The following is a 25961-nucleotide window of genomic DNA, read 5'->3' as shown; positions in this document are numbered from 1 at the left end:
GGTCCCGCTCTAGACTGCCCCAACCAACGCCGAAAGAGGAAACCATGTCCCCTCGCCATTTCAGCCGCCTGTCGTTCGCCGCTGCCGCCATCGGCACGCTGGCCATCGCTGCCTTCGCCGCCTCGCCTTCGCGCGCCTCGGAAGAGGCCGTCGTGATTCCGGCCCCGGCCGTCGACGTTCAGGCTGCCGACGGCATCCAGACCGCCGTGATCGCCGGCGGCTGCTTCTGGGGCGTGCAGGGCGTGTACCAGCACACCGCCGGCGTGCTCAACGCGGTGAGCGGCTATTCCGGCGGCAGCAAGATGACCGCGAACTACACCATGATAGGCACCGGCACGACGGGACACGCCGAGGCGGTTGAGATCAAATACGATCCGAAGAAGATCAGCTACGGCAAGATCCTGCAGATCTTCTTCTCCGTCGTACACGACCCGACGCAATTGAACCGCCAGGGCCCGGACATCGGCACGCAATATCGCTCGGCGATCTTCACCACCAATGACGATCAGAAGAAAGTGGCGGAAGCCTATATCGCCCAGCTCAACGCCGCCAAGGTCTACAAGAAGCCGATCGCGACCAAGGTCGGCCCGCTGCAGGCGTTCTACCCGGCGGAAGACTATCACCAGGACTACCTGACGCTGCACCCGAACCAGCCCTATATTGTCTTCAACGACATCCCGAAGATCGAGAACCTGAAGAAGATCTTTGCGGAGAGCTATGTCGAGCAGCCGACGCTGGTGCGCAACGCGAAGGCTACCAATTGAGGAGGGCAAATGTCCGATACCAAGACATCCGGCAAGGTCGTCAAGAGCGAGGCCGAATGGCGCAAGGAATTGACGCCGATGCAGTACGCCGTGCTGCGCGAGAAGGCGACCGAGCGGCCGTTCTCGGGCGAGTATGAGCACGAGCACCGCAACGGCACCTATACCTGCGCCGGCTGCGGCCAGATGCTGTTCGAATCCGATGCCAAGTTCGATTCCGGATGCGGCTGGCCGAGCTTTACGCGGCCTGCGGTGGACAGCCATATCGATGAGGAGCGCGATTTCAGCCACGGCATGATCCGCACCGAAGTGTTGTGCTCGAAATGCAACGGCCATCTCGGCCACGTCTTCAACGACGGCCCCGGCCCGACCGGCCTGCGTTACTGCATCAACTCGGCGGCGCTTAAGCTGCAGCCGAAATAAGCTCCGATCCATTCCGATCGACGAGACGAAGAAGCCGCATCCCGCGCGCCTCTCCACTTCGGCGGATCGACCAAGGACGTGCGGCCCGGAATATGCTTTGATCCAGGCCGCGGGGCGCCATTTTCCGCGTGCCCGCGGGCCTCGGGGGAGCGTGCGATGTCGCTTGGAACGATACTCATCATTATTCTGATTATTTTCCTGCTGGGCGGCTTTTCCGGCCGTTTCGGCGGCTACGGCTATGGTAGGGGCCATTCCGCGATGGGGCTCGGTGGCGTGATTTTAATCGTGCTTCTGATCCTGCTCCTGCTCGGCAAGCTGTAAGTCGGGGAACCCATTGAAATAACTTGATTTAATTTATGGATCCCGCAGCCATGCGTGGATTCATCATCACCCCCGATGTCGGGCTTCAGGGGTCGCATTTTCGTCAAAGAAGCTTATATTGGGCTCTGAAATGACGTGCACGGCGTGGCCCGCCACTGTGGCCCACCGTCATCCAATCCCCATTGCTCATACGAAAAGAGCCGAAAAAGATTGAGGTCACCGTCCATGCGTCCATTCAGCTACAACACCGCCGCCGAACTGTTTCCCGCCGCGATCCGCAAGAAAAAGCGGGCCGGGTTTGCCTATCGGCGTTTTGGCACCGCGGCGGAAGCTGTTCGCTTCGCGATCGAGGAGCTGCCTGCGGACTCGCTGAATGGCGCCTATCTCCAGGTCGAGGAAGCGCGCTTTGACCAGAGCGGCATCCGCTCGCTCTATGAAAGCGAGGCGTTCCCGCTGCCGCGTCGTCCGCGCCCGGCCGCCACCGACGACAAGGCCGACGCCGCCTAAAGCTTCACTTTTTCAAACAGCACGTCCCCGGAAATCATTTCGGGGGCGTTTTTCTTTAGCGCGGCTGCTTATCGAGCCAACGCTTGAGCATGCGCACATTGCGGACGTTGGCGCGGAACATGACGTCGAAGGCGTCGCCCGCGACCGGCACCAAGCCAACCGCGCCGTCAACCGCAACATTGGCAAGCATCCGCGCCGTGATGTGCCAGGGGGCGCCAAGCGCACGCGCCTCGCGCACCACCCACAGCGAAATCGCCGTCGTGATAATGTCGCCGACCACCGGGATCAGGCCGATCAGCCCGTCGATGCCGTAGCGGAAATTGGTGCCGGGCACGATGAAGGCGACATCCAGCAATTTGGCGATGGCATCGAGCCGCGCGATCCGCTGCTCACGCGTCAACTCGCCGAACGGATTGGCGGCGGAATGGCCGAAATCGAACCGCATTCCCTCGAACCGCGTATGCAGGTTCGGCTCGGGGAGTTCGCGCCCCTCCTGGTCGATGACCGGCCCACGTCCGGGCGCGCGCGTCCGGGATGATGGTCCGGAACGCGAACGGGGCGGCGTAAAGATATCGTCGTCTGGCATGGCCATCAGATGGTAACGCGAATGCGAGGCGCAAGTTGCGTCATGCGGTCGCTGCTTGGTCGGATCCGAAAGATCAACGCTGTCATCTCCGCCAACGGGTCGCGCGAATGCGCGCCCGATGACAGGCTCCGGCGGAGGATCCAGTACGCTGCGGCTTCTCGGTTCTATCATTGACGTCTCTGGAATACTGGGTCGCCCGGTCCCGGCTACGCCAAGGCTTCGCCGAGGCTTTCTCTCTTGGCTCGCCGTAGCTTTAGCGGAGGCGGCAAGCCGGGCGATGACGACTGAGTGTGAGGAGCCGATCTCGCGACGTGTCGCAGGCCGCTGCACGAAATTGCACTTGCGCGCGCGCATGCGCGCCTTTGCTCGTGACGGGCTTTTCCTGACATCCCCGAACGAAGCATGATTCTAATATGCGGTTGCGCGCGAAGCAGGTGGGATGCGCGCAGCGGGCCGACCCGCCATTGAGACGCCTTCGGACAAATCAACGGCACGAAGTCAAGACAGATGAAGCGATTCGTCCATCTCGCGACTGGTTTCTTTCTCGCACTGGGAAGTGCGGCGATCGTGGCCTACGCGATGGCGCACCTCGCGCATCATAGCCTGGGCTTTGCCCGATCCGCACTTCGAGAGCAGGCGCTGATCTGCGCGGCTATTCTCCTTGGCCTCGTCACGATCGAACTCCTCGCAAGCAGAGAGAAATAGCAAGGTAGCCGACGATGAGGATCATAGACCTGGCTGTTGCCGTCATCTTCTTTATCGCGAGTGCCGGCGTGACCGCACTCCTGATGGCCGTGTTCATTCACTACGGATTGGGAGTCCCTCCGGCGGCATTGAGGATGAACGCCCTCATCTCGGCCGGCGCCCTCAGCGTTGTGCTCCTGGTAGCGATCGCGGGGGCGCACGAGAGCGAAGACTAGTTGCTACGGGGAACGGGGGCTGGAATGTTCGGTGGCAGGACAATCGATAATCGACCTTTGGCGTATTGCGTTCCTTGCTCGGAAAGGACGCCGCACCGATACGAACGATGGGGCGTTAACCGACGTCTCACATCGAAAGCCATCTGCCTGGTCTGCAACAATGATTCGCGCGGCGGCGCGGGTCACAACAGCGCCACCGAAATCGCATCCGCAAAAGTAGGTACATTGTAAGCATCATTGCCGTTGACAGGTTTTTCCTGACGCGCCGGAGCAAGATTGCATTCTAGGATGGCGATCATTTGTGGAGTCGCATGCGCAATGGGACAGGGAGCAAGAAGGGTGGGTCGAACCAAACGCAAATTGATCAAGCTGTCTCGGGCCGAGCTGCTGCATGAGCGCGCTGTCTTTTGCAAGCGTCTGGCGATTGGCGCGGCCGATCCAGGATTTGCCGAAAAACTTCAGATATTGGTCGACGAATACGAGGCCGAGGCCGCGCAGGCAGCTTTACAAGCCAGCCCGCAGGCTGGATTCGGCGAGGCCCTCAACGCCCAGCCGCAGCATCAGACAGGTTGACGGATTCCAGTGCAGACCAATGAAGGTGCGAAGGATTTCCTGAAAGATGGCAGGCTGGGGTGCGTTCCTGACGGCTTTGTTCATCGTCCAGCCGTGCATGGCCCAGAGGCTCCATTCTTACGAACCGCTGATGATGGATCCATACTCCACCATCTACGTCGATGACGGCTCCTGTTCGGCTGGCAAGGTCTTGAAGGTGCAGGGCGCAGCGAAGAATCATCGCCGGAAAAAGAGCTGCGTGCCACTGAGTGATCTGCAGCCCGGCGCGCGCACAGGGGCGGCAAAGTAGCCGGCTGCGAGACAAAGCCGTCGTCCCGACTTCGAACGCCATGGGCCGCGGACCTTCATCCGCGACCCCAGCGCCTGTCCCTATGGGCAGGGATGCCGATAGCCGTCATATCCGAGATAGGTGCCGGATGCGGGATCATAGGAGCGGTATCGTTGCGCGCAGTAGGCCACTGCATCATTTGCCCGGGCCTGACTGTTGGCGATGGCGCCTCCGATGATAGCGCCAGCGGCCAGTCCGCCGAGCACCGCCGCGCCGGTGCCGTGGTGACGTCGATGCCAGCCGTGGCGGTGATAGTGCGGCCCACGATGCCAGCGACGATACTGCACGGCCTCGACCGGCTGAATCGATGCGGCCAGCCGCTCTGCCCCGGCCACCGCCATCGTCGGCGATGCCGCGGCCGGCTGGAGCGGGATCAAGGGCGACGCTCCGAGCACAATGGCTGCCGAGACAATTTTCCATGATTTCATCTGATTGCTCCTGTCCTGTGCTCTCGTCCAAGCTCGACCGATAACGCGTCCATGGCGGGATCGTTCTGACAGGTTAATCCTGACGCCTGATGTGCCGCGGGCAGGAATTGGGGTTTCGCCTAGAGCGTTTTCAAGCGAAGTGGACACCGGTTCGCGTCAAGAAAACGCGTCAAAACAAGAATCTAGAGCCAGGTTCTGATTCAATCAGAACCGGGCTCTAGCGCTCAGTTTGGAGCAGCGAGCCAGCCCCGCCTGATGCCGTAGCGGACGATATCCGCGCGGCTATGCAGGCCCTTCTTTTCGGATGCTCGCGCCTTGTAGGTCTCGACGCTTTTGACGCTCACCTCCAGCTCGCCGGCGATTTGCTTGTTGCTGAACCCTTGAGCGACCAGCTTGAGCACATCCTCTTCGCGCCGGCTGAGTTCGCCGCCATCGCCGTTATCGGCGGACGTCAGTTCGGGAGCGCTCGTTGACGCCTTGTCGGCGATAGCGGGATCGAGGTAGATGACGCCCTCGTTGACGGCCCTGATCGCGCGAAGCAGTTCGTCTCCGGCGGATCGCTTCAAGAGATATCCCCGTGCGCCAGCCTCGAGAGCCGGATGAATATACGCGCGGTCTTCATGCACGGTCAGCGCAATGATCTTTACCGCCGGGCATCGCTTGCTCAGCCTGCGCGCGAGTTCCAGGCCGCTGATGTCAGGCAGCGAAAGGTCGATCACCGCAATGTCGGGGGAGCATTCGCAAATCGCCTTCAGTCCGGTTGTCCCCGTATTCGCCTCGCCGACGAGTTCGACCTCGGGCACGCCCTGAAGCAGCGCGCGTATGCCGGCGAGCACGACCGGATGGTCATCCACGAGCGCAATCCGAATGGGCGTCATGTGCCGGTCTCCTGCACTTCCATCTCCTGCACTTCCAGCGGGATCTGGACAAAGATCGTGCTGCCTCTTCCCGGCGTGGATTCCACCGCGATCGTGCCGCCGAGCAGCGCGACACGCTCCTTCATGCCGGAGAGGCCAAGTCCGGACGGTTGACCGCCGCGCATCGCATTGCGGCTGACGCTTTCCGGATCGAAGCCAACGCCGTCATCCTCGAGAACAAGGGCCAGCCCGTCCGATTTCTTCTCGAGCACGATACTGACCTTGCTGGCGCTGGCGTGCTTCAGGACGTTGGTCAATCCCTCCTGGACCAGTCGATACAGCACCGCCGCGACATCGGGAGGCAGCGAATTGTCCCGCCCGAACGTCTGGATATCGATACGAACGCCATAACGCTCCTGCCACTCCGCGACGTAGGCTTCGATCGCCCTGAAGATTCCGAGGTCGTCGATCGCGGTCGGCCGCAGGTCCGACGCGGTGCGGTGAATGTCCCGGCCGATCTGCGCGGCAAGCTGTTCGAGCCATCGCACCTGCTCGGTCGCTGCTTCCGTATTGCCGCCTTTTGCCAATCCCTGTTCAAGCGCCTTCAGGCCGAGAGACAATCCCGTCACCGTCTGGCCGATCTGATCGTGCAGTTCTCGCGAAATCCGGCGCTGCTCTTCTTCCTGGGCCGAAGCCAGGCGACGAAGCAAGTGAGAACGCTCGGCCTCCGCGCGCTTGAGGATATCGATGTCGGCGAGCACGCCGTGAATCACGTGACGCCGGTTGGGCGGACCTTCCGCCCTGCCTGCCGCACGCAACCAGTATTCACCGCGATCGTCGGATTGAACCGGAAATTCGACGCTGCCTGATTTGCCGCTTTCGAGGCAAGCGCCGCCGAACGAGGCCAGAGCCGCGCGGTGCGGCGGTTCGAGCAACGCAAAGATCCGGTCCGCGGACCATCTGGTTTCGCCCGATCGGGCGCTCGGCAAACCCAGCAATGCGCCAAAGCGGCTGCAACCACTGAACTCGTTTGCGGTCAGATCCCAGCGCCAGGTACCGAGTTCGGCGGCATCGATGGCAAGCGCGCCGCGTTTTTCGCTGTCCAGCAGCGCTGCGGCCGACTGAAGTGCCTCCATGCGACGCCGCTGCGCGATCTCGCGGGCGATCACCAGTCCAAGCGCGATGGCGAGCCCGACACTCGCCGCCGTTCCTCCGACCAGCAGCCGCAACGAGCGGGATACGGGAGCGTTCAGCTCAACGACGGGAACGCCCACGTGAACCGACCATCCTTCCGTTCCCGCCAAGCCGCGATGGACGGTTTCGACATCCATTCCCTCCCGCGTCTGGGTGCGCAGCGAATTCGAGCCGCCGCGGGCAATGGCTTCCTGCACCGCGGGCGTCTTCGCGCTTGTACTGACGGCTCTGGCATCAGGCGTTCGTGCGACAATCTCGTCCTTGGCGTCAACGACGGTGCCGGCCCATCCAGCGGGCAGACCGGCCTGACCAAGAATGGTACCGATCTGATCGGGCAACAGCCCGACGGTCAGGACGTAGCGAAGTTCGCCCTCTCGAACAACCGGCACACGCAGTGCAACGAGCCGCTTGCCGATGGAGGCCTGGTACGGCCCTAGCCCGCCAAGGACTGGCTTACGTGTGCGGAGCACGGCGTCGAAGCTTTCGCTGTCGGTCACCGGCCCAAGCGGCGCGCCGAGCGGCCGCAATACGTTGAGGACCTGTTCCCGGTCCGGCTTGGTCAGGAAGGCGGTCTCCCACAGCGGACGGGCGGCGACTATTCGTTTCGCCTCGCGATAGAAGTCGCCCAGGTTGCCATCGTCGAGCGCGGCCGAGCTTGCAAGCGTCTCCGCGACTTGTATTTCGTGGGAAATTTCGCCCTCGATCCGGTGCGCCACTTGCGTCAGCGCCTCGGTGGCGGCTTGGCGGGCGTAGCTTCGTTCCTGGTCGGCGGTGATATAGGCCATCCATCCCCCGAGCAGCAGGACTGGAATGGCGGCCGTCAGAACCAGCGCGGTGAAAAGCCAGACAGCTTCCTTGCTTCGGCCCGAACCGGAGGAGAGCCTGTTACTTAACTCCGCGATCATGGACGCGCGCATGTTGGTTCGCCGGCGAAAACTGACAACGCCGTGGGCTCCTTTACGTTGCATTCGCCGATCGGACCAGCCTGACATTCGTCTGCCAAGCGTCAACTTGACGGCGGAGGTCAGGTAATTCCTGACGCTCAACCGGCGGAACGAACATTGGCGCGCCGATGATAGATGGTGGGCACGGCGCAAGCGCGCCTTTGCCCACCCTGCGGAGCTGCGGAGCGCTGCACACTTACGTCGAATGCACTGGCTGCGGCTCGTCCACGTATCGGTGCGCGAGCCACGACGACAGCGCCGCAGGCACCATGCCGACGATGCCGTAGAGCAGAAACTGCACCACGCCGGTATCCGGTCCGCGCGAACCATAGAGCAACTCTGACGCGGCAAATCCGATGGCGCCCACGATCAGGATGCGCGCTACGAAAGGAATGCGCTTGACGTGACACAGAATGTCGTCGATGGCGCCGATCATCAGCGCAGGCACGATGCCGAACAGATAGCTGTATTGCAGCGTCTTGGCGAAAGCGCCGAGGAATTTCCCGATCTCCGACCAGTTGGTGTCGGTCCAGTAGCCCGAGGCCACCGTGGTCGCGAACAGCATCAGGAATCCGCCGACGAACGGGCCGATAGCTCCGAAGATCAGATAGCGTTTCATGGAACTGCCTCCTGGCGCTGGTTACCCAATACAGCAGCTCAAGGGCCAAGTAAATTTGGCCGCTCCACCTTCCCATTGCGCGAGAACTACTGACAGCACCAGCATCTGAATCAGGTTGCGCTGAGGGCGGATGAACAGCGTTCAGCAACATGAAAATGGCTGGACGCAAGAAATGCCTGGACGCAAGGCTGGTTCGGGTAGTCCGATCGGTGAACGACGCGGTTACCTTCTGCCGGCAGCCGCTACAGCCGCCGCGGGCTCATTGTTCTTCCCAAGAATCCGGTCGGAGCCGAAACGAATGGTCCACTGCGCCACCGACAGCAGCAGCGATTCATAGATCGCCACGCACTGCTCGAGTTCCCGGTCGGTGGATGGCGGACAGTTCGGACGGTTGCGGACGATCATCGTCGTTGTCGACCAGCTCAGCAGCGCCGCCTTGCACGCGACGATCAGGCCGTATACCCGGTCGGGCTCGAGCAAGGGTTCGATGGCCTCGACCTTGACGTCGGCCTTCAGGGCGAGCGCTGCGACGACGTGGGTGTATTCACCCCGCACCGCAAACCGGTTCACGATCGAATCGTTGAGCTTGCCCGTGCGATTGAGCGCGACGACTTCGCTTTGCGCCTGGGTATAATCAATCGCCTTCCGGGCCGCGTCACCCTGTCCGGCAGCCCCGGCAGAACCTTGGGTTTTCTTCCGTGCAACAGGTCGCGACGCCGTCAAGAACCGCGCGCGGACCACGTCGGCAACTCTGCCCAGAAGCTCCCGAAGCAGGTTGCCGGGAATGTCCAATCGAAGCCCGAGCTTTTCCGCGAGGACTTCGTCACGCTCGGCCCGCCCCACCAGCGTCGCGTAGCCGCATTCGGAGAAACGCGCGCCGGCGTTGCGCGCGAGCGCGCTGGAGACGTGGACGTCGCCAAATCGCATCAGCGCGTCGGTGAGCGCCTCATTGAGGATCTTTCTGTCCGATATTGCCAGCAAATGCTGCTGGCTGCGGCTTTTGACGATGTCAAGGAGGTCGGCTTCCGACAGACAGTTGGAGCATCTGAGAACCGGTGCCGCCAGCAAGTGGTTTTCGTGAAATGCAAGCTTGCGGATGGTCTGGCGCGGGGCGCGGTCGATGGTGGAAAGGGCCTCGCTGAGCTGGACCACGGTTTTCGCGTCCACCCGCTCGATCAGGTGGGCGAGAACGCCATCGACGGCTGCGATCTGCGATTCACCGAGACGATCGACATTGGACAGGAACAGGTCCGTCACCTCCCCGAAAATCCGGGCGTCGTGCTCGGGTCCCTCCTTTTCGGCGCCATTCAATTCCGCGCGCAAATTCGGCGATGCAGCAGGCATGGCTATGCCGCCTCCGCACCGGTCGTGCCGGCTCGCCGCGTCACCTTACGGTCCGCCGTACGGATGGCCGGCATCTTCGCAAATCCATCGGCAGCGGCATGAACGCGCATTTGAGTGCCATTCGACAGGCTGGTCCCGGCAGCCTTTTTCACTTCAACGACAGCAATGAGGCGGGTGCGAGTAGCCGCTGATCGTACTCAGCCTTCCCTAACGGGTGGTTGTTCCGGAACGCTGATTTTGCGCATTTTTACGGAGTTTTGGGGAGGTGAAGGCGGGCACGGCCATCTGCCGAGCGTTCGGGCCAAGCAGCATCGGCTTCGGGAGGCCTCCCCCGAATCCCATGGTTGCCGTGTCATGAACGGGGCGGCCGCGAATGACGTTTCGGCGCGGAACGCACGGCCGTTCGCCGGCCTGTTCGATCACGGCTGAGACGGCGTCCGGAAGACTCGCATCTGTTCCTTCTCCGGAACCATCAGGCTGACACAAGAAGCGCAGCGCAAAACCGAGTCGTTTTCACTTTCGCGCTTCGCTCGACGTGGCGCGCACGCAACAGTCTTGAGAAGTGTTGGTGCGAGCCATTACAGCTTCGCTGCGAGCCATTGCAGCTTCGCAGCATTGGCGCATAATTCGCGTGGGGCCGCGCAGCACTTTTCGATTCGGACATCGGCAGAAATCGAGCAACCACACCGGGTGAGTTCCCGGTGACGGACGACGTGTGCGGCAGCGCAAACCGCGTGCAGCGCCCCCAATGAAGAGCGGCCAGCACCGCACGCACGCAACCCTTGGGGAACGGCTCATGACTATCCATCGTACAAGCAAGATCGCACTTCTCTTCGCCATCGCTCTCGCGGCGACGACGCTTTCCGCACGCCCAGGCCTCGCCTTCTCGGAGGCGCAGCAGATGTGCACCGGCGATGCCATGCGGCTATGCGGCCATGAAGTCCCTAACGTCCAGCGAATCACCGCCTGCATGGTCAGGAACCGCGCGCATGTCAGCCCGGGCTGCCGCGCCGTGATGGAGCGCGAAGGCGCCGCACGGCGACGAGCCGCCTCCGCAGAGCGATAGGCTGCTTCGCTCGAAGACGAACGCAGAAGGGCCTCGGCAGAGCTGCGAGCAATGCTGAGGCCGTTCTTGTGTTGGAGTGTTTGGCGATGCCCGCGGCAATCGATGGCTTACCGCGGCGGATATCAGCTCACGATTGAGCGCATCGGGGGCGCTCTCCGCAGCAGCTACTCTCCCCACAATGCGAACGCGTCATTGAACGCGCGTTCGCCCGGAGAGCCCTTTTCGATCGCAATGATGGCGCGGCGCTGGTTGACGTAGACCAGCGGCACGTCGAACCAGGAGCGCTCCTTGAGGAGCTGCAAATTGCGGGCGCGGTCGGAATCGACGTTGGAGAGGCCGACCAGGAAGAAGCCGTCGGTGACTTTCACGGCGAGACCCGCCAGCGGCGTGCCGCGCGCCTGCTCGTTGGACTTCATCAAAATGCCCGGCACGTTGCCGACGCCGCCACCGGAAAAATCCTGCGGCAGGATGAAGGTCAATTCCGCGGTGTGGCTCGCCGGCAGCGAGGTATCGGTGTTGCGGCGGAACGACATCGTCATCTTGAACTTGCGGTCGGGAATCTCGATGTCGGCGCGCACGGCAACGTCCGGCTTCTGATTGCCGCTCGCCTTGATCGGTTCGGTGCGCCAGATCACCGAGCCGACATATTGCTTGCCCTTGGGATCGGACGGATCCTCGTCATACAGCACAACGCGCTGCGCCACGGGTGCCACGTTCTCGCTCGACGACGGCTGGCCGACGCGGTCGGGAATCTTCGGGCGCGACTGCGGCGCGGCCGGATCCTTCGGCGCTTCCACCACAGATGAGGATTTGAACAGGCCGCTCACGGCTGTCACGACCGACTTGCCCCACAGGATGCCGGCGCCGACCAGAATGAGCACGATGCCGACCGCAATTGCGCTCTTGAACGGAAACGCGGCGCCCGCGCGGGCGGGCTTTTTCGGCTGGTCGCGATCCTGCGACAGACGCGGACGATCGCGCAGCGGTGGCTGCGGCGCGTAGCGGTCGGCTTCCTCCGCCGACTCGTCATACGAATAGGGCACCTCGGGATCGGCGCCGCGGTCTTCCATGCTCGGCTCAAGCCGGTCGAATTCCGGCGAGGGCGACGGCACGTTGGCATAGGTCTTCCGCGCGTTGCGGTTGGCTTGCGCCGCGGCGCGGCCAAGATCGTCTGCGTCGGCTGCGATGTCGCGGAAGCCGCGCATGCCGGGCGGCTGCGGCGGCGTCGGCGGGCCACCATTATCCGGGCCGCGACGGGGGCCGCGCTCGCGAGGCGGCGGTGGCGGCAGGCCAGCATCCTGCGTCGGAATCTGCGGCGGCTGCGGGCGCGGCGCGCCGGGCGGTGGCGCATCGGCGCGCAGATTGCGCGGCGGGCGTGGCTCCTCGCCAAGCGGCGGACGGCCATCGCGCGAGGGGCCTTGAGATGGCGGACGCGGGCGCGGCGTACCCGGCGGCGTGGCAGCCGCTTCCGGCGGGCGGGCATTGGCGCGGCGGAAGGCATCGCCGCCGCGCGCCGCCCCGCCACCGCCGGGCCGCGAAGCCTCGCGGGCGCGCTGGGCGGCTTCCGATTCGACCTTGCGCACGGCCTCTTCCAGCGACAGCCGTTCGCGCGTGATTTCGGATTCGGAAAGCGGCGGCTGCACGCTGCGCAACTGCGCGATCAGCGCGGTACGCGCCCGCTCATAGAGCGCACGGCGGCTCTCGCCTGGAGCATTGGGGTCCAGGCCGGCGATAGCGCGTGCGATCAGCGGGTAATAATCAGCCATTTCTCTTCAATACTGCAGCCCCGGCGGTAACATCCCGTTAAGCCTCAAACGGGTTCTGCACCAGTATAGTATCCTCGCGTTCGGGGCTGGTGGAAAGCAATGCGATCGGACAACCCACGAGTTCCTCGACCCGGCGGACATATTTGATGGCCTGGGCCGGCAGATCCGCCCAAGAGCGGGCATTGGCGGTCGGCTCTTTCCAGCCCTCGATGGTTTCGTAGACCGGCACCACCCGGGCCTGGGCACCCTCGCCCGCCGGCAGATGGTCGATTTCCTTGCCGTCCAGCATATAGCCGGTGCAGACCTCGATGGTGTCGAAGCCGTCGAGAATATCGAGCTTTGTAAGCGCCAGACCCGTGATGCCGCAAGTGCGGACTGTCTGCCGTACCAGGGCGGCGTCGAACCAGCCGCAGCGGCGCGGGCGGCCGGTGTTGGTGCCGAACTCGCGGCCCCGCTCGCCGATCTTGCGGCCGATCTCGTTGTCCTGCTCGGTCGGGAACGGGCCCTGGCCAACTCGCGTCGTATAGGCCTTGCAGATGCCGAGCACGTAGCCGACCGCACTCGCGCCCATGCCGGTGCCGGTTGCCGCTTGCGCTGCCACCGTGTTGGACGAGGTGACGTAAGGATAGGTGCCGTGATCGACATCGAGCAGCGCACCCTGCGCGCCCTCGAACAGGATGCGCTTGCCCTCGCGTCGCTTGATATCCAGCAGCCGCCACACCGTCTCCGCATAGGGCAAAAGCTTCGGCGCCAGCGCGGTAAGCTCTTTCAGAATGCCGTTGCCGTCGATCTCCTCGAGATTGAGCCCGCGGCGCAGCGCGTTGTGGTGCGCCAGCAGCCGATCGATCTTGTGCGGCAGCGTGTCGAGGTCGGCCAGGTCCATCAGGCGAATCGCGCGACGGCCGACCTTGTCCTCATAGGCCGGGCCGATGCCGCGGCGCGTGGTGCCGATTGCGGTGGCCGTGTTGGCGGATTCGCGGAGCGCATCGAGCTCGCGGTGCAGCGGCAGGATCAGCGTGACGTTTTCGGCAATGCGCAGGTTTTCCGGACTGACGGCGACGCCCTGGCCCTTCAGCCGCACCACCTCGTCGAGGAAGGCTTGCGGATCGAACACCACGCCATTGCCGATCACGGCAAGCTTCGACGGCCGCAGCACGCCGGACGGCAGCAGCGCGAGCTTGTAGGTCTCGCCATTGATGACGAGCGTATGGCCGGCATTATGGCCGCCCTGGAAGCGCACGACGATATCGGCCTGCTCCGACAACCAGTCGACGATCTTGCCCTTCCCCTCGTCACCCCATTGGGCGCCGACGACGACAACATTGGCCATTTTTAAGATGTTCCCTGCAAATCTCTTGGTTCCAGCATGATTTCACCGGAGAACCGGTACCTATGTTTCCGGACCATGCCCTAAGCTCGCCCAGCCAAAATCACGGCCGGGGCCGCTCGCGTGCAGGGCGCCCCACCGGATAAAGGAAGCAGGTGATCTAGGCAAGCAAGAAGGCGGCTTTAAGGGGGCCTTAGAACAGCTCCAACCCATTGATATCCCCGTAAAATCCTGGCCCTCCCGGTCTTGCACGGGCGAGAAACGCATTAATGTTCGGCAATGATGGAAAGGCCATGTCCAAAACCACCCGTGCGACGCTAGCGCTGGAAAAGCTCGGCGTGAAATTCGCCCTGCACGCTTACGACTACGACCCGGATGCAGCGAGCATTGGGCTGCAGGCGGCGGAAGCGCTCGGCGTAGAGCCCGCGCGCGTGCTGAAGACGCTGATGGCCGAGGTCGACGGCAAGCCGGTCTGCGCCGTGGTGCCGTCGGACTGCGAGGTCAGCATGAAAAAGCTCGCGACCGCGTTCGGCGCCAAGTCGGCGAAGATGATGCGGCCGGCCGATGCCGAACGGCTGACCGGCTATCATGTCGGCGGCATCTCGCCGTTCGGACAGAAAAAGCGCGTGCCGGTCGCGATCGAAGAAGCCGCGCTCGGCCATACCAGCGTATTCCTCAATGGCGGCCAGCGCGGCCTGCAGGTCGAACTCGATCCCAACGACGCCGTGAAGGCAGCGGGTGCGATCGCGCGCGCGCTCGTGGCGTGAGCGGCCTTCGCCGCGGCGAAGCCTATTCGGCGAGTTTGGGCTGCGCCTGCGCCCACAGCATCGCCTCGATGATGGCCTGGCGCAATTTCGGGCGCTGCTCTTCATCGCATTCGATGAACGCCAGAATGGAATTGGCGCGAACGGCAAACTGGTGACGTGTTTCGGCTTCGGCTTCTTCGGCCGACATCGGCTTGTTCACGGAATGACCCATCATCTGCAAAAATTCAGTGTCACGGACAGGCGAAACGCTAGAGAGCGGAGTCGCGCAAACCGTGGTCCCAACGATCGAACGAACGCCCAATACTGAAAGTAGCCCGGAATAACTCACTGCATGTGCCCCCGAAAAACAAACCAAGGTTGGGTCACATGAAACAATCGTCCTTTGATTGCAAATTTGCCTGCCTGCTGGCAACCCCAAACAGCCAGCAAGGCGGGCTGCATGGTCGCGATGCATCTGCACCATTGATGAGCGGCGCAAATCGGTGTCTGTGACCAAGGCCGGGCCACATTCCGGCCCGGCGTCGATCGCCGGGCGGGCCGCGGCGCCATGAACCGGTCCCTCGAATGTCGGCTACCGAACAGACTTCACCCGCACGATCCGGGAACTGGCTCGCCAATCAGCCTTATCTGCTGCTCAGCATCACCGCGCTGTGCTGGGCCGGCAATGCCATCGTCGGGCGACTGGCCGCCGGCCACATTCCGCCGGTGACGCTGTCGTTCCTGCGCTGGTCGTTCGCGTTCCTGATCATCTTGCCGTTTGCCTGGAAGCATCTCGTCAAGGACTGGGCTGCGATCCGCGGCCGGCTCGGCATCATGGTCGTGCTCTCGATCACCGGCATCGGCGCCTTCAACACGCTGCAATACTGGGCGCTCGAGCACACCCAGGCGCTGAACACGCTGTTGTTGCAGTCGGCGGGACCGCTGGTGGTCGCGGTGTGGTCGCTCGTACTGCTCGGCGTGCGGCTGACGCTGGCGCAGGCGGCCGGCGTTCTGCTCTCGATGGCCGGCGTGCTGGTGATCATCCTGCACGGCGATCTCACCACGCTGTCGAAGATCGACTTCAATATCGGCGACCTGATTTTCCTGGTCGCGCTCGCGATCTTCGGGATCTATTCGGTGCTGTCGCTGAAGCGTCCGGATATCCACGGCCTGTCGTTCGTCGCCTTCACCTTCGGCGCCGGCGCGGCCTGCCTGATTCCGCTGTTCATCTGGGAGCTGTTCGTGCGGCCGCTGATGCAGATCGACGCGGCGAACCTCTTGACCCTCGCCTATGTCGCGCTGTTCCCGTCGACGATCGCCTATCTCTGCTTCAATCGCGGCGTGCAGATGATCGGCGCAAACCGCGCAGCACCCTTCTTTCACGTGGTACCGGTGTTCGGCACCGTCATGTCGATCATCTTCCTCGGCGAGCACCCGCAGGCGTTCCACTTCATCGGCTTTGCGCTGGTGCTGACGGGAGTGTTTGTCGCGTCACGAAAGCCTCGAACTGCCTAGGACCTGTGAGCGAACATACGGCCTGCGCGCGGCGTGCCGCGTCTCACCACGTCCAGCCCGGTTGCACCTGTTGATAGTACTGCCCGCCGCGCCGGCGCGTAGTGCCAGGCTGGGGGTTCGAATTGGGCGAGAAGAAGGGGAAGAAGCTATCGCCACCCCAGTCGTTGCCGCTTGCAATGACATCGGGCGTAGGCTGGCGCGTAATGAAGCCGCCCTGCGGCTGGTTGCTCAGCACCGCGACGAACTCGGTGCGATAGTTGGTCTCGCGGCTCAACGGCTCGTCCGAGACGATGATCGAGGATCGCGGCAATGCGGTCGGCGCGATGCGATCGAGTACATCCTGCGGGATGGCGATGCGGTCGAGTGCGCTTTTGGCGTCATCGGCGTCGTCGATCGTGACCGCGGTCCAGCGCAAGCCCTTGTCGCTATGCGCCACCGCCGTGAAAACATGCGTGCCGATCCGCTTCTCGGGATTGCGGATCGTGACCGGAACCTCGATGGACGCATCGAACACCTCGCCGCCGCCGTCCGGCGCCGGCTTATGCGTGTTGCGCCGCACGTAAAGCTTCTGTGTCGCGCGGCTGATGTAGACCGAGACCGGCTCGAGCGCGAGCTTCGCCTCGCCCGCCGCCTTGGCGGCGTCGGCCTTCCTGGTCGCGGCAGCCTTGGCTGCGTCCTTGGCCGCGGCGGCGGTGGGCTTCGACTTCGCATCGGCCTGGGCGGTATCGAGCTGCGTCCCCAGGTCCGCGGTCTTGGCGGCGGCCCTTTGCTTGAAGTCCTCGGCTCGCGCCCTGGCCTCGTCCGTCTTTGCGGCGCCGAGCGCCTTGTCGGCTGACGCGAGCTCGGCGTCGGCGCGCTTCTTGAGCCCTTCCAGCTTGCGCAGCGACGCTGTGAGCGATGCTGCCTCGCGTGCCGCTGTCACGGCGGCTTTCTTCGCCTCGTCGGCTGTCCTGGCGGCCTCCGCGGCCTCGCGCGCGAACGTCTCGGCACGCACTGGCGCGGCTGCGACGGTCTGCGCGTTTGGCACGAACAGCGCGGGGTGAGAAAACTCGACCGGAGCCGCGTCGTTTGGCGAGATGATGACCCGCATTCCGATCCGCGTCTTGTCGAACAGCTTTTCCGCAAAGCCGTAGGGCATCCGCACGCAGCCATGCGAAGCCGCATACCCGGGCAGCGGCCCGCCGTGCAGTGCGATACCGTTCCAGGTGATGCGCTGCATGTTCGGCATCTCGGCATCGTCATACATGTTCGAGCGGTGGTCCTTGTTCTTCTCGACGACGGTGAAGACGCCGGCCGGCGTCTCTCGTCCCGTGGTGCCGGTCGACACCGGCGCGCGCAGGATCCAGCCGTCGGCGTCGTAGAGAGTGACCTGCTGGGACTTGATCGACACGATCGCCATGATCGGCTCGCCTACATCGCGCGGCGCTGTCGCCTCGGTGGGTGCCGCGGGGCGCGCTTGTCTCGCCGCGGCGTCGGCGGTCAACGCCGTCAGTGCGGCCATCGCCACGAGCGCCGCATTGGCGGGAGGCCCCCAGCGCCGCATCGCCACTCCGGATTGCGCCGTCGTAAATCGAGTTACCATGCGATGCCCCGGTTGAAATGCCTGCCCGCGCTTACATCGATGAAGTGTCGGATTTTGGATCAACTAACCGCCGCCGCCTCCACGCCGCCAATTCGCTCCTAAAGGAACTATCGGCGCGTTCCGGTGGCAAATCTCTCATATACGACAGCCCGCGCAGGAGGAAGCATGGGCCCAAACGAATTTCGCTGTCCTGTCGGCGAATGTGAAGGGGTTCGGATGCCGGCCCCATGAAGGTAGTGCCGCGCACATCGGGTCGGCGTCCGAAAGCCTCCAAGGGAGGAAACCGCGCTTAGGGAAACGTAAGGCGGTGCGGCAAGCGCTATGGGGATTTGAAGTGCCGCGGGCGACGTCTGTGATGGGGGTCGAGTCGACCCAACGAGCTGGCGGGCGGTGATGTGACCGATGAATGAGCGGCGGGTCGCATCGAACGTCGTGAACTGTCCGCTGATTTGAGAAGATATCTGGATATCTGAGCGCGCGCTGCCGTGGCCGGTCGAGAGGCGGCGAGCGCGATGAGCAGATTTGCGGGATAGGGACGCGGTCATCAGGTGTCGATCCTGATGACGCTCGTTGGAGCTGTCGGCAGAACCTCAATTAACGTCTGCCCTCTGCTCGTCAGATTTCAGTGAAGTCCGCTGATCAAAACTCGCTCTTGATGTTGCGGCGCAGCGAAGGCATTATCCAAGTCTCGTCGGACCCGATTTGATCGGGTGGCTCGGCCGGGCGCCTATCCCCCGGAAACCCCCAGCGCATAGCGATCTACCTATTCAAGGCCGATCGGGCATGTCCCGTCGCCTCGCTGGTCATATTGGTTCTAGAAAATGAGATTCCTCCAATCGTCGCGCCGCGAGTGGCTGACGAACATCCCAACCGAACTGCTGTCAGGCGTGCTAGTCGCACTGGCCCTTATTCCAGAGGCAATCGGGTTCTCTATTGTTGCTGGTGTTGATCCTAAGGTCGGCCTCTACGCCTCCTTCTCGATTGCGTGCGCAACCGCCATTGTAGGTGGCCGACCGGCCATGATCTCGGCGGCAACCGCCTCTACTGCGGTGCTCATGATCACGCTGGTGCGAGACCACGGCCTGCAATACCTGTTTGCAGCCACGGTCCTCATGGGAGTGATCCAGATGGTGGCCGGAGCCTTGCGCCTCGGTCTGCTAATGAAGTTTGTATCGCGCTCGGTGATGACTGGCTTCGTCAATGCGCTTGCCATTCTGATCTTCCTGGCCCAGTTGCCGCAACTGATGCATGTCGGTTGGGAAACCTATGCGATGGTCGGCGTCGGCCTCGCGATAATCTATCTTTTCCCGTACGTCACAAAACGGGTGCCGTCGGCGCTTGTCAGCATCGTGGTCCTGACTGCCTTCACGATCTATTCCGGCATCGAACTGCGCACTGTCGGAGACATGGGTGAATTGCCGTCAAGCCTACCCTTCTTCGCGGTGCCTCAGGTCCCGCTCAATCTGGAGACGTTTAAGATCATCCTGCCTTATTCGCTGACGATGGCTGCGGTGGGATTGCTGGAGAGCCTTCTGACCGCTTCGATCGTGGATGACCTGACCGACACCGGCAGCAACAAGAACAGGGAATGCGTCGGCCAGGGCGTCGCTAACTTCGTCACCGGCTTTCTGGGCGCGATGGGCGGGTGTGCGATGATCGGCCAATCAGTTATAAACGTCACCGCGGGTGCCCGGACGAGACTTTCAACATTCTTCGCCGGTGCATTCCTGCTGTTCCTGATTGTTGTTCTGGGCGATTGGGTCAAGCAAATCCCGATGGCGGCGCTAGTCGCTGTGATGATCATGGTCTCGATCAGCACCTTCAACTGGTCGTCCGTCACCAACTTGCGGTCGCACCCATTGAGTTCAAGCGTGGTGATGCTGTCGACCGTCGTGGTTGTGGTAGCCACCGGCGACCTTTCGATGGGTGTTCTCACCGGTGTCGTCCTGAGTGGTGTCTTTTTTGCCGCAAAGGTTGCCCGGTTGCTCGGGATCATCACGGAGCTGTCGGAAGACGGTCGCGAGATCACCTATTTTGTAACCGGACAGGTGTTTTTCGCGTCGTCCAATAGCCTCGTCGATGCCTTTGACTATCAGGACGTGCCCGAGCGCGTTCGCATTGACGTGAGCGACGCGCATTTCTGGGACATCACCGCAATCGGCGCGCTGGACGACATCGTCCTGAAGCTTCGTCGCCACGGTGCGCATGTTGAAGTGATCGGCTTGAACGAGGCGAGTGCAACCATGGTCGAGCGGTTCGGGACTCATCATAAGCCGAATGTGCGGCAGAAGCCTGCGCACTAACGTGTCTGATTCAAGTATCGAGTGCTCGTAGTCGAAGTAAAGTTGGGACCCGCATGGGACGTTGCCCGGCACCTTGCGACGTCGCCTCTTGTGAAGGGTTTCGGATGCCGGCCCATGACGGTAGTGCCGCGCACATCGGGTCGGCGTCCGAAAGCCTCCAAGGGACTAAACCGCTCGCGCGGTAGGCCTTTTGCCCAAGCCCGACATGCCGGCAGGCTGTCCCAATGTCTGCTTCCGAGGGAAAAGGCGGAATCGCACCGCCTGCATCAGTGCAGCCGATTTATGAGTGCACGTCGCAGTTCCGGGTGGTTCGCGGCGGTGACTTGCCGTCATAAAACCGTTATCTCTTAGGCCTGCTTCGTTAAGGCATCTTCGATGAAAGTCCGCGCCAGCAATGTGATGATCGGCACCTTGACCCTGGCCCTGATCGCCGGGTCGCTCGGTGCGTGGCTCGGCTATCAGAAGCTCGCCGGGATCAAGCAAAGGGTGCCGTTCCGCGTGATCTTCGAAGGCTCGGCCTCCGGCCTGCGCAACGGCGGCAGCGTGAATTTCGCCGGCATCCGGGTCGGCGAAGTGGTGTCGCTGAAGCTCGACCATCCGCGCCGCGTGGTCGCGCTCGCCATGATCGACGGCAACACGCCGGTGAAGAGCGACACCCAGGTCGGCCTCGAATTTCAGGGGCTGACGGGGATTGCCGCGATCTCGTTTACCGGCGGCACCGATGAGGCGCCGCCGCCGCCAAAGGGCGCGGACGGCATTCCGGAGCTCACCGCCGATCCGGAAGGAACGCTCAACACCCAGGAAAAAATCCGTGTGGCGCTGCGCAACGTCGACCGCGTGATCGCCGACAACGAGGTGGCGATCAAGGATACTTTGCGGAATTTCGAGACGTTCACCGCCTCGCTCTCAAACAGTGGCACGAAAATCACGTCCATCATCGCAACCGCCGAATCCGGCATCGGCGCGGTCGACGGCGCAATGGACAAGACCAAGGATTTCCTCGGCAGCCTCGCCAGCGACAAATATGGCGGCGAACTGCTGCCGACGGTGATTTCGCTGCGCGAGCTGATCGAAAGTTTCGACAAGAAGTCTGGGCGGGTGATCGCCGAGACGCGAAAAATGCTCGGCGACGTCAGCGAATCCGTCAACAAGGCCGGCCAGAAATTTGGCGGACCGCCTCCCCGTCGCTAACCTGCCGCTCGCATAACAACCAAAAAATGGAACGCCCGACGTGCTTGACAAATCCACAAGCTTGGCTGCGCCGCCTCCGACCGTGACCCGCACCGAGAGCGCGGTGCCGCGGGCTCTGCAGAAATATCTTTCGCTCGACGATTTCGAATCCGTGGCGCGGCGGCGGATTCCAAAATTTCTCTACGGCTATATTTCCGGTGGCGCCGAGACCGATGCCGCGCTGTGCGACAACCGCAAAGCCTTCGACGAATACGGCTTCGTGCCGCGCGTGCTCAACGACGTCTCCGGCCGCGATCAGACGACGACGTTGTTCGGCAGGACCTACGCCGCGCCGTTTGGCATTCCACCGATGGGCTCCTCGGCGCTGTGCGCCTACCGCGGCGACATCGTGCTGACGCAGGCCGCTAGGTGCGAGAACGTGCCGATGATCTTGAGCGCCTCCTCGCTGATCACGCTGGAGGATGTCCGCGCCGCCAATCAGGCCGCGTGGTATCAGGCCTATCTCGCAGGATTGCCGGAGCGGATCGAGCCGCTGGTCGATCGCGTGGCGGCGGCCGGCTACGACACCTTCGTCGTCACCGCCGACGTGCCGGTGCCGCCGAACCGCGAGAACAACATCCGCAATGGTTTTCAGGTGCCGCTTGCGATCACGCCGCGCGTGTTCTGGGACACGGTCACGCATCCGCACTGGCTGTTCGGCACTTGGGCGCGCACCGTGATGAACCACGGCATGCCGCATTTCGAGAACATGGACGCACAGCGCGGCCCGCCGGTGCTGGCGAAAAACCTGATGCGCAACATCGGCGCCCGCGACCAGCTCGCCTGGAAGCACGTCGAGCTGATCCGCAAGAGGTGGAAGGGCAAGCTCGTCGTCAAGGGCCTGGTCTCGCCGGCGGATGCTAGAATCGCGCGCGAGAGCGGCGTCGATGGCGTGATGCTCTCCAATCATGGCGGCCGTCAGCTCGATTACACGATCTCGGGCCTGCGCACGCTGCCGGAGATCGCAAGCGAGGCGAAGGGCATGACTGTCATGGTCGACGGCGGCATCCGCCGCGGCACCGACGTGATCAAGGCGCTCGCGCTCGGCGCCCATTTCGTCTGGGTCGGCCGGCCCTTCCTCTATGCCGCGATCGCCGGCGGCCAAGCCGGCGTGCAGCGCGCGATCGCGCTTCTGAAAGCCGAGATCGACCGCGATCTCGCGTTGCTTGGCATCCGCAAGCTCAGCGAAATCACGCCGGATCTGGTGCGGAAGTTTTAGGCCCTAATTGCGCAAACCGAAAGTTGGCAGGAACGACGGGGCCGGCAACAACGGTGCTTGCACCGACGATGCCTGGGCATTTTGCACACGCTGGTCCTGTTGCTGGGCTCGGGCGTCCTGTGCGGGCGGGACCAGTACCCGTGCAGTTCGCTCTCGCCGGAGCTTTTTTCGGGAATTGTGCACGGCCCGTATCTCTGCTCGCGCATTATGGACGGCGCGGGCGTTTCGGCGCTTTTGCACGGGCCGGGAAGATGCCCCGGGATTATCCGCAACCTGTGCCAGGGAATTTTGCACGGCCTGTGTCGGGGCATCCTGTATGGAATGCACGGGCGCGACCTGTGCCTGCGCATCTTTCTCGTCCGCCCAAGCCTGGAATTGCTTGAACAGGGCTTCAGTTACCGGCTCACTATTTTCTGCCTGACTATTTTCTGTCTGACTCTGACCGGCGGGTTCAGGGGCGGCAGCAATTTCGTCGCGGGTTGGCGCGTCCGGTGTGGTCGGCGGCAAAGCTTGAGCATCGGCGGTCTGTTGAACTGCCGGCGTCGACTGATCGGTGCCGGGTTTGAGCGCCGACTTGTCGACCAGCGATGCCGTAACGTCTGCAAAGGAAGCCGTCACGTCTGCAAAGAGCGTCGATGGATTTCCCACCGATAGAATTGCGATGCCGATAGCTGTCGCCGCTGCAACCCAAATACTCGCCTTGAGGACCAGCGACGAGACAGCAGCTGTGTCCCAGGCTTTTCCGATACCCTGCTCCTCAAGTTCATCGGCGAGAAAGACAGGCAAAGGATGACCCGGACTAAAACCGTCTTTCGTCGGCATTGGGTGATCCCTCCCCTTGATGTCCTTGTTATCGAGTACCCTCTATCGAAGTCCAAAACGCGGAGGAATCTTGACTTCACTCGGGCCGGGGAACCCTCACTGTCGGTGGAACCGACACGATTTGCTGTTGGTGCCTCGGCTTTCGGGAACTCGCGTTGCGCGCGGTAGGCTTCCGCAGCGCTGTCCGTTTTTGTCGAGTGAAGGCATCGGTTTGGGCGTGAAAGGGCGACGCTCACCGCTGCCCGTCGTGCACTGAAATCTGATCCACCGAGAGGCCGCCGATGCGCGCGTGGGTGCGGCCGCCGGTCGCCATGACAAACCCGAACACGATCTCGTCGCGCCGCGGCGCGTCCCAGATCGTCATCTCGGCGGTGCCGAAATGACTGCGGACGTAAGCCGCCTCGATATGGCCGAGCGGCACCATCAGCCGCGTGCCAATCGCGCCGATGGTCTTGGCCGCCGGCACGATCGCCTTGGCCTGCGCGATCACTTCGCGGATCGCAGCGCCACCCGCCTCATGCCAGACCGCGCCGTGCTCGAGCTCGCCGTCGCCGCCGACGATCGCGCCCTTGCCATAGGCTTCGATGATGTCCTTGCCGCCCAACCGCTCGCACAACGTCCGCGCCAATTGCCGGCCGAGATCGCGCAAGCCGGCCTGAAACGACATCAGGTCCGGCTCATAGCGGCCGGCATAGGGATTGTTGATCACGGCAAGCGCGGTGCCGATCAATAGCGGCTGTGTCCGGCGCGGCCCGCGCTCGTGCCAGACTTCCTCGATCGAGACTTGCGTCTTCCTGATATCGTAAACCGTCCTTTGGGCCATCACTGCGCGGCCTCATCGACCACGGGGTTACGCAGCACGCCGATCTTCTCCACCTCGACCTCGACGACGTCGCCCGGCACCAGGAACATCGGCGGCTTGCGTGTAAAACCGACGCCTGCAGGCGTGCCGGTGGCGATGACGTCGCCCGGCATCAGATCGAAGATTTCGGAAGCGTAGTTGATCAGCCGCGGAATCGAGAAGATCAGAAACGAGGTGTCGGACTTCTGCACGGTCTTGCCGTTGATGCGGGTCTCGAGCTTCAGCTTGGTCGGATCGGGCAATTCGTCCGTCGTCACCATCCACGGCCCGAACGGCCCGGTGCCGACGAAATTCTTGCCGGCCGCAATCTGCTGCGCATGCATCTGATAGTCGCGCACGCTGACGTCGTTATAGATCGAATAGCCGGCGACATGGGCCATGGCGTCGGCCTCGGAAATATAACGGCCGGGCTTGCCGATGATGACGGCGAGTTCGCCTTCCCAATCGAGATGCGTCGACACTTTCGGCCGGATCACCGGCGCGTCGTGCCCGACCTGGGAACGCCACACCCGCAGGAAGATCGGCGGAAACGCCGTGATTTCGCGCTTCATGCCGTGGGCCACCGCCTCCTGGTGGTGGTCGAGATAGTTGCGCACGGCGCAGACGATCTTTTCGGGACGCGGGATCACCGGAAGATATTTGACGTCGGCGAGCTTCAGGTCCGGTTTGAAGCCGGCCACGATATGATCGCGCTTTTCGAAATCGGGGCTTGCGATGAAGTCCTGCAGCGTGGCGTGGGACAGCTTGCTGCCGAGGTCGACCACGCCATCGCCGACGATCGCTCCCCAGGTCTCCCTGCCATTGTTCAGAAATGAAAGCAGCCGCATGGGACGTGTATCCTTCTCGGTTGGGACGGGCTGATGACTGGAATTTCGTCGGAGGTCACTATTTTCGAAAATTTTTCCGAAAGCAACCAAAATCCGCCGCCGGGGCGGCATCCACCGAGCACTTTATGAGGAAGGCCGCTGCCAGCCGGCCGCAGGCGATCAGCCGGCGCTGATCACGCCGGAAGCGTATTTTGCGACGTTGTTGGAGGTGGTCTGGATGTGGCTGGCGATCAGATTGCACGCCTGATCGGCATTGCGCCCGATCGCGGCCTGCATCAGCGCGCGATGCTCGCCGGCCTTGTCGCGCGGGTGCGGCCGGAACATGGCCGACAGATTGCGGTAGCGCTCGGCGCGGTCGAACAGCGAGTTTCGCACGGCAAGCAGCGTCGGCGATCCCGATGCCGAGACCAGCGCCTCATGGAACTGGCGGTGCGCCGCCTTCCATTCGGTATTGCTTGCGTAATCTTCCGGGGCCCGCTCCTCGATCCTGGAGAGCCGGTGAAGTGACGAGATAACCCTTATTTCCCAGTCGTCATCGCCCTTCTCGATCGAGCGTCGCATCAGATCGACCTCGATCAGGATGCGGGCATGCGTCAGGTCGTGCAAATCCTCGAGCGTCACCGGCGCGACCTTGTAGCCACGCTGCTCCTCGGCGACGACGAGCCCTTCCGCCGCCAGCAACGTCAAGGCTTCGCGCAGCGTCGTGAAGCTGGCGCCGAACGACAGGCGCAGCGCATCGAACTTCAGCGATTCATTCGGCTTGAGCTGGCAGGTGACGATCTCGTTTCGCAGCCGGTGTGCGATGTCGGAGGCGAGCGTCTTGCCGAATTCCTTGCGCGCCTTGAGGGCTGTCGTTGTCATTGATTCTCTCGCGACCCCGAAGCCTGCGAT

At 62.9% G+C, this 25961-nt stretch carries 28 protein-coding genes and 1 other annotated feature; of the genes, 14 read left to right on the top strand and 14 right to left on the bottom strand.

The window, feature by feature from the left end; translation table 11 throughout:
- Positions 1 to 44: 44 nt before the first annotated feature.
- The 4 genes from msrA (at position 45) to V1277_RS21230 (ending at position 2012) form a co-directional block, all read left to right on the top strand.
- Positions 45 to 764, top strand: a complete 720-nt coding sequence (msrA, locus tag V1277_RS21245) for a peptide-methionine (S)-S-oxide reductase MsrA (protein ID WP_334417958.1) — start codon at positions 45 to 47, stop codon at positions 762 to 764.
- Between the two features lie 9 nt (positions 765 to 773).
- The gene (msrB, locus tag V1277_RS21240) at positions 774 to 1184 is read left to right on the top strand and encodes a peptide-methionine (R)-S-oxide reductase MsrB (protein WP_334370060.1); all 411 of its coding nucleotides are present in this window, start codon (positions 774 to 776) and stop codon (positions 1182 to 1184) included.
- A 156-nt stretch (positions 1185 to 1340) separates the two neighbouring features.
- Complete coding sequence (locus V1277_RS21235) at positions 1341 to 1505, top strand: DUF3309 family protein (RefSeq protein WP_065743452.1); 165 nt, start codon at positions 1341 to 1343, stop codon at positions 1503 to 1505.
- Between the two features lie 225 nt (positions 1506 to 1730).
- Entirely contained in the window at positions 1731 to 2012 is a 282-nt protein-coding gene (locus V1277_RS21230) for a hypothetical protein (protein WP_057842144.1), read from the top strand.
- A gap of 55 nt (positions 2013 to 2067) precedes the next feature.
- On the opposite strand, the gene V1277_RS21225 is transcribed toward V1277_RS21230, so the two are convergent.
- Entirely contained in the window at positions 2068 to 2604 is a 537-nt protein-coding gene (locus V1277_RS21225; protein ID WP_213287941.1) for a DUF4112 domain-containing protein, read from the bottom strand.
- A 501-nt stretch (positions 2605 to 3105) separates the two neighbouring features.
- Here V1277_RS21225 and V1277_RS21220 point away from each other — a divergent pair.
- The 4 genes from V1277_RS21220 to V1277_RS21205 all read left to right on the top strand — a co-directional run bounded on the left by V1277_RS21220 (position 3106) and on the right by V1277_RS21205 (position 4380).
- On the top strand, positions 3106 to 3303 hold the full coding sequence (locus V1277_RS21220) for a hypothetical protein (RefSeq protein ID WP_334417957.1): 198 nt from the start codon (positions 3106 to 3108) through the stop codon (positions 3301 to 3303).
- A 14-nt stretch (positions 3304 to 3317) separates the two neighbouring features.
- On the top strand, positions 3318 to 3518 hold the full coding sequence (locus tag V1277_RS21215) for a hypothetical protein (protein WP_334417956.1): 201 nt from the start codon (positions 3318 to 3320) through the stop codon (positions 3516 to 3518).
- 339 nt (positions 3519 to 3857) lie between these two features.
- A complete protein-coding gene (locus tag V1277_RS21210) occupies positions 3858 to 4091 on the top strand; it encodes a hypothetical protein (RefSeq protein WP_334417955.1) in 234 nt (77 codons plus the stop codon).
- 46 nt (positions 4092 to 4137) lie between these two features.
- On the top strand, positions 4138 to 4380 hold the full coding sequence (locus V1277_RS21205) for a DUF6719 family protein (protein WP_334417954.1): 243 nt from the start codon (positions 4138 to 4140) through the stop codon (positions 4378 to 4380).
- A gap of 80 nt (positions 4381 to 4460) precedes the next feature.
- Here V1277_RS21205 and V1277_RS21200 read toward each other — a convergent pair whose 3' ends face one another.
- From V1277_RS21200 to V1277_RS21180, 5 genes are all read right to left on the bottom strand, one after another.
- Positions 4461 to 4847 (bottom strand): BA14K family protein, encoded by a 387-nt coding sequence (locus V1277_RS21200; RefSeq protein WP_334417953.1) that lies wholly within the window; start codon positions 4845 to 4847, stop codon positions 4461 to 4463.
- Positions 4848 to 5071: 224 nt separating this feature from the next.
- Positions 5072 to 5725 carry a response regulator transcription factor gene (locus tag V1277_RS21195; protein ID WP_334370064.1) on the bottom strand — a complete coding sequence of 218 codons (654 nt, stop codon included), beginning with the start codon at positions 5723 to 5725 and terminating at the stop codon, positions 5072 to 5074.
- Positions 5722 to 7815 carry a sensor histidine kinase gene (locus V1277_RS21190; RefSeq protein WP_334417952.1) on the bottom strand — a complete coding sequence of 698 codons (2094 nt, stop codon included), beginning with the start codon at positions 7813 to 7815 and terminating at the stop codon, positions 5722 to 5724. Before V1277_RS21190 ends, V1277_RS21195 begins: the two co-directional genes overlap by 4 nt.
- Before the next feature lie 223 nt (positions 7816 to 8038).
- Positions 8039 to 8461, bottom strand: a complete 423-nt coding sequence (locus tag V1277_RS21185; protein WP_334417951.1) for a DUF5413 family protein — start codon at positions 8459 to 8461, stop codon at positions 8039 to 8041.
- A gap of 222 nt (positions 8462 to 8683) precedes the next feature.
- Positions 8684 to 9805, bottom strand: a complete 1122-nt coding sequence (locus V1277_RS21180) for a DUF2336 domain-containing protein (protein ID WP_334417950.1) — start codon at positions 9803 to 9805, stop codon at positions 8684 to 8686.
- A 796-nt stretch (positions 9806 to 10601) separates the two neighbouring features.
- Between V1277_RS21180 and V1277_RS21175 the strand changes: the two genes are divergently transcribed.
- Positions 10602 to 10871: a hypothetical protein gene (locus tag V1277_RS21175; protein ID WP_334417949.1), complete on the top strand. Its 270-nt coding sequence runs from the start codon at positions 10602 to 10604 to the stop codon at positions 10869 to 10871.
- A gap of 164 nt (positions 10872 to 11035) precedes the next feature.
- Here V1277_RS21175 and V1277_RS21170 read toward each other — a convergent pair whose 3' ends face one another.
- Both V1277_RS21170 and V1277_RS21165 read right to left on the bottom strand, forming a co-directional pair.
- On the bottom strand, positions 11036 to 12637 hold the full coding sequence (locus V1277_RS21170) for a hypothetical protein (protein ID WP_334417948.1): 1602 nt from the start codon (positions 12635 to 12637) through the stop codon (positions 11036 to 11038).
- Positions 12638 to 12674: 37 nt separating this feature from the next.
- Entirely contained in the window at positions 12675 to 13967 is a 1293-nt protein-coding gene (locus tag V1277_RS21165) for an adenylosuccinate synthase (RefSeq protein ID WP_334417947.1), read from the bottom strand.
- 290 nt (positions 13968 to 14257) lie between these two features.
- Here V1277_RS21165 and ybaK point away from each other — a divergent pair, with 290 nt between their 5' ends.
- Positions 14258 to 14731, top strand: a complete 474-nt coding sequence (gene ybaK / locus V1277_RS21160; RefSeq protein ID WP_334417945.1) for a Cys-tRNA(Pro) deacylase — start codon at positions 14258 to 14260, stop codon at positions 14729 to 14731.
- Between the two features lie 22 nt (positions 14732 to 14753).
- On the opposite strand, the gene V1277_RS21155 is transcribed toward ybaK, so the two are convergent.
- A complete protein-coding gene (locus V1277_RS21155; RefSeq protein ID WP_334417944.1) occupies positions 14754 to 15227 on the bottom strand; it encodes a hypothetical protein in 474 nt (157 codons plus the stop codon).
- Between the two features lie 68 nt (positions 15228 to 15295).
- Between V1277_RS21155 and V1277_RS21150 the strand changes: the two genes are divergently transcribed.
- Positions 15296 to 16225: a DMT family transporter gene (locus V1277_RS21150; protein WP_334417943.1), complete on the top strand. Its 930-nt coding sequence runs from the start codon at positions 15296 to 15298 to the stop codon at positions 16223 to 16225.
- A 43-nt stretch (positions 16226 to 16268) separates the two neighbouring features.
- Here V1277_RS21150 and V1277_RS21145 read toward each other — a convergent pair whose 3' ends face one another.
- The gene (locus V1277_RS21145) at positions 16269 to 17807 is read right to left on the bottom strand and encodes a L,D-transpeptidase (RefSeq protein WP_334417942.1); all 1539 of its coding nucleotides are present in this window, start codon (positions 17805 to 17807) and stop codon (positions 16269 to 16271) included.
- 690 nt (positions 17808 to 18497) lie between these two features.
- Positions 18498 to 18551: a sequence feature (sul1 is cis-regulatory element that is thought to sense ions involved in sulfur or methionine metabolism; They are found in Alphaproteobacteria), on the top strand.
- 77 nt (positions 18552 to 18628) lie between these two features.
- On the opposite strand from V1277_RS21145, the gene V1277_RS21140 reads away from it, so the two are divergent.
- From V1277_RS21140 to V1277_RS21130, 3 genes are all read left to right on the top strand, one after another.
- Positions 18629 to 20110 (top strand): SulP family inorganic anion transporter, encoded by a 1482-nt coding sequence (locus V1277_RS21140; protein ID WP_334417941.1) that lies wholly within the window; start codon positions 18629 to 18631, stop codon positions 20108 to 20110.
- A 375-nt stretch (positions 20111 to 20485) separates the two neighbouring features.
- Positions 20486 to 21301: an MlaD family protein gene (locus V1277_RS21135; protein WP_334417940.1), complete on the top strand. Its 816-nt coding sequence runs from the start codon at positions 20486 to 20488 to the stop codon at positions 21299 to 21301.
- Between the two features lie 103 nt (positions 21302 to 21404).
- Positions 21405 to 22559 (top strand): alpha-hydroxy acid oxidase, encoded by a 1155-nt coding sequence (locus V1277_RS21130; protein ID WP_442894593.1) that lies wholly within the window; start codon positions 21405 to 21407, stop codon positions 22557 to 22559.
- 3 nt (positions 22560 to 22562) lie between these two features.
- On the opposite strand, the gene V1277_RS21125 is transcribed toward V1277_RS21130, so the two are convergent.
- The 4 genes from V1277_RS21125 to V1277_RS21110 form a co-directional block, all read right to left on the bottom strand.
- Complete coding sequence (locus V1277_RS21125; protein ID WP_334417938.1) at positions 22563 to 23381, bottom strand: hypothetical protein; 819 nt, start codon at positions 23379 to 23381, stop codon at positions 22563 to 22565.
- Between the two features lie 232 nt (positions 23382 to 23613).
- The gene (locus tag V1277_RS21120) at positions 23614 to 24204 is read right to left on the bottom strand and encodes an amino acid synthesis family protein (RefSeq protein WP_334417937.1); all 591 of its coding nucleotides are present in this window, start codon (positions 24202 to 24204) and stop codon (positions 23614 to 23616) included.
- Entirely contained in the window at positions 24204 to 25070 is an 867-nt protein-coding gene (locus tag V1277_RS21115) for a fumarylacetoacetate hydrolase family protein (RefSeq protein ID WP_334417936.1), read from the bottom strand. The genes V1277_RS21120 and V1277_RS21115 overlap by 1 nt, the downstream gene beginning before the upstream one ends.
- A gap of 159 nt (positions 25071 to 25229) precedes the next feature.
- Positions 25230 to 25931 (bottom strand): GntR family transcriptional regulator, encoded by a 702-nt coding sequence (locus V1277_RS21110; protein WP_334417935.1) that lies wholly within the window; start codon positions 25929 to 25931, stop codon positions 25230 to 25232.
- Between the last annotated feature and the right edge of the window lie 30 nt (positions 25932 to 25961).

The sequence above is a fragment of the Bradyrhizobium sp. AZCC 1588 genome (assembly GCF_036924735.1).
In the GTDB taxonomy this organism is placed as follows: domain Bacteria; phylum Pseudomonadota; class Alphaproteobacteria; order Rhizobiales; family Xanthobacteraceae; genus Bradyrhizobium.
This window is presented reverse-complemented; position numbering and strand designations above follow the sequence as displayed.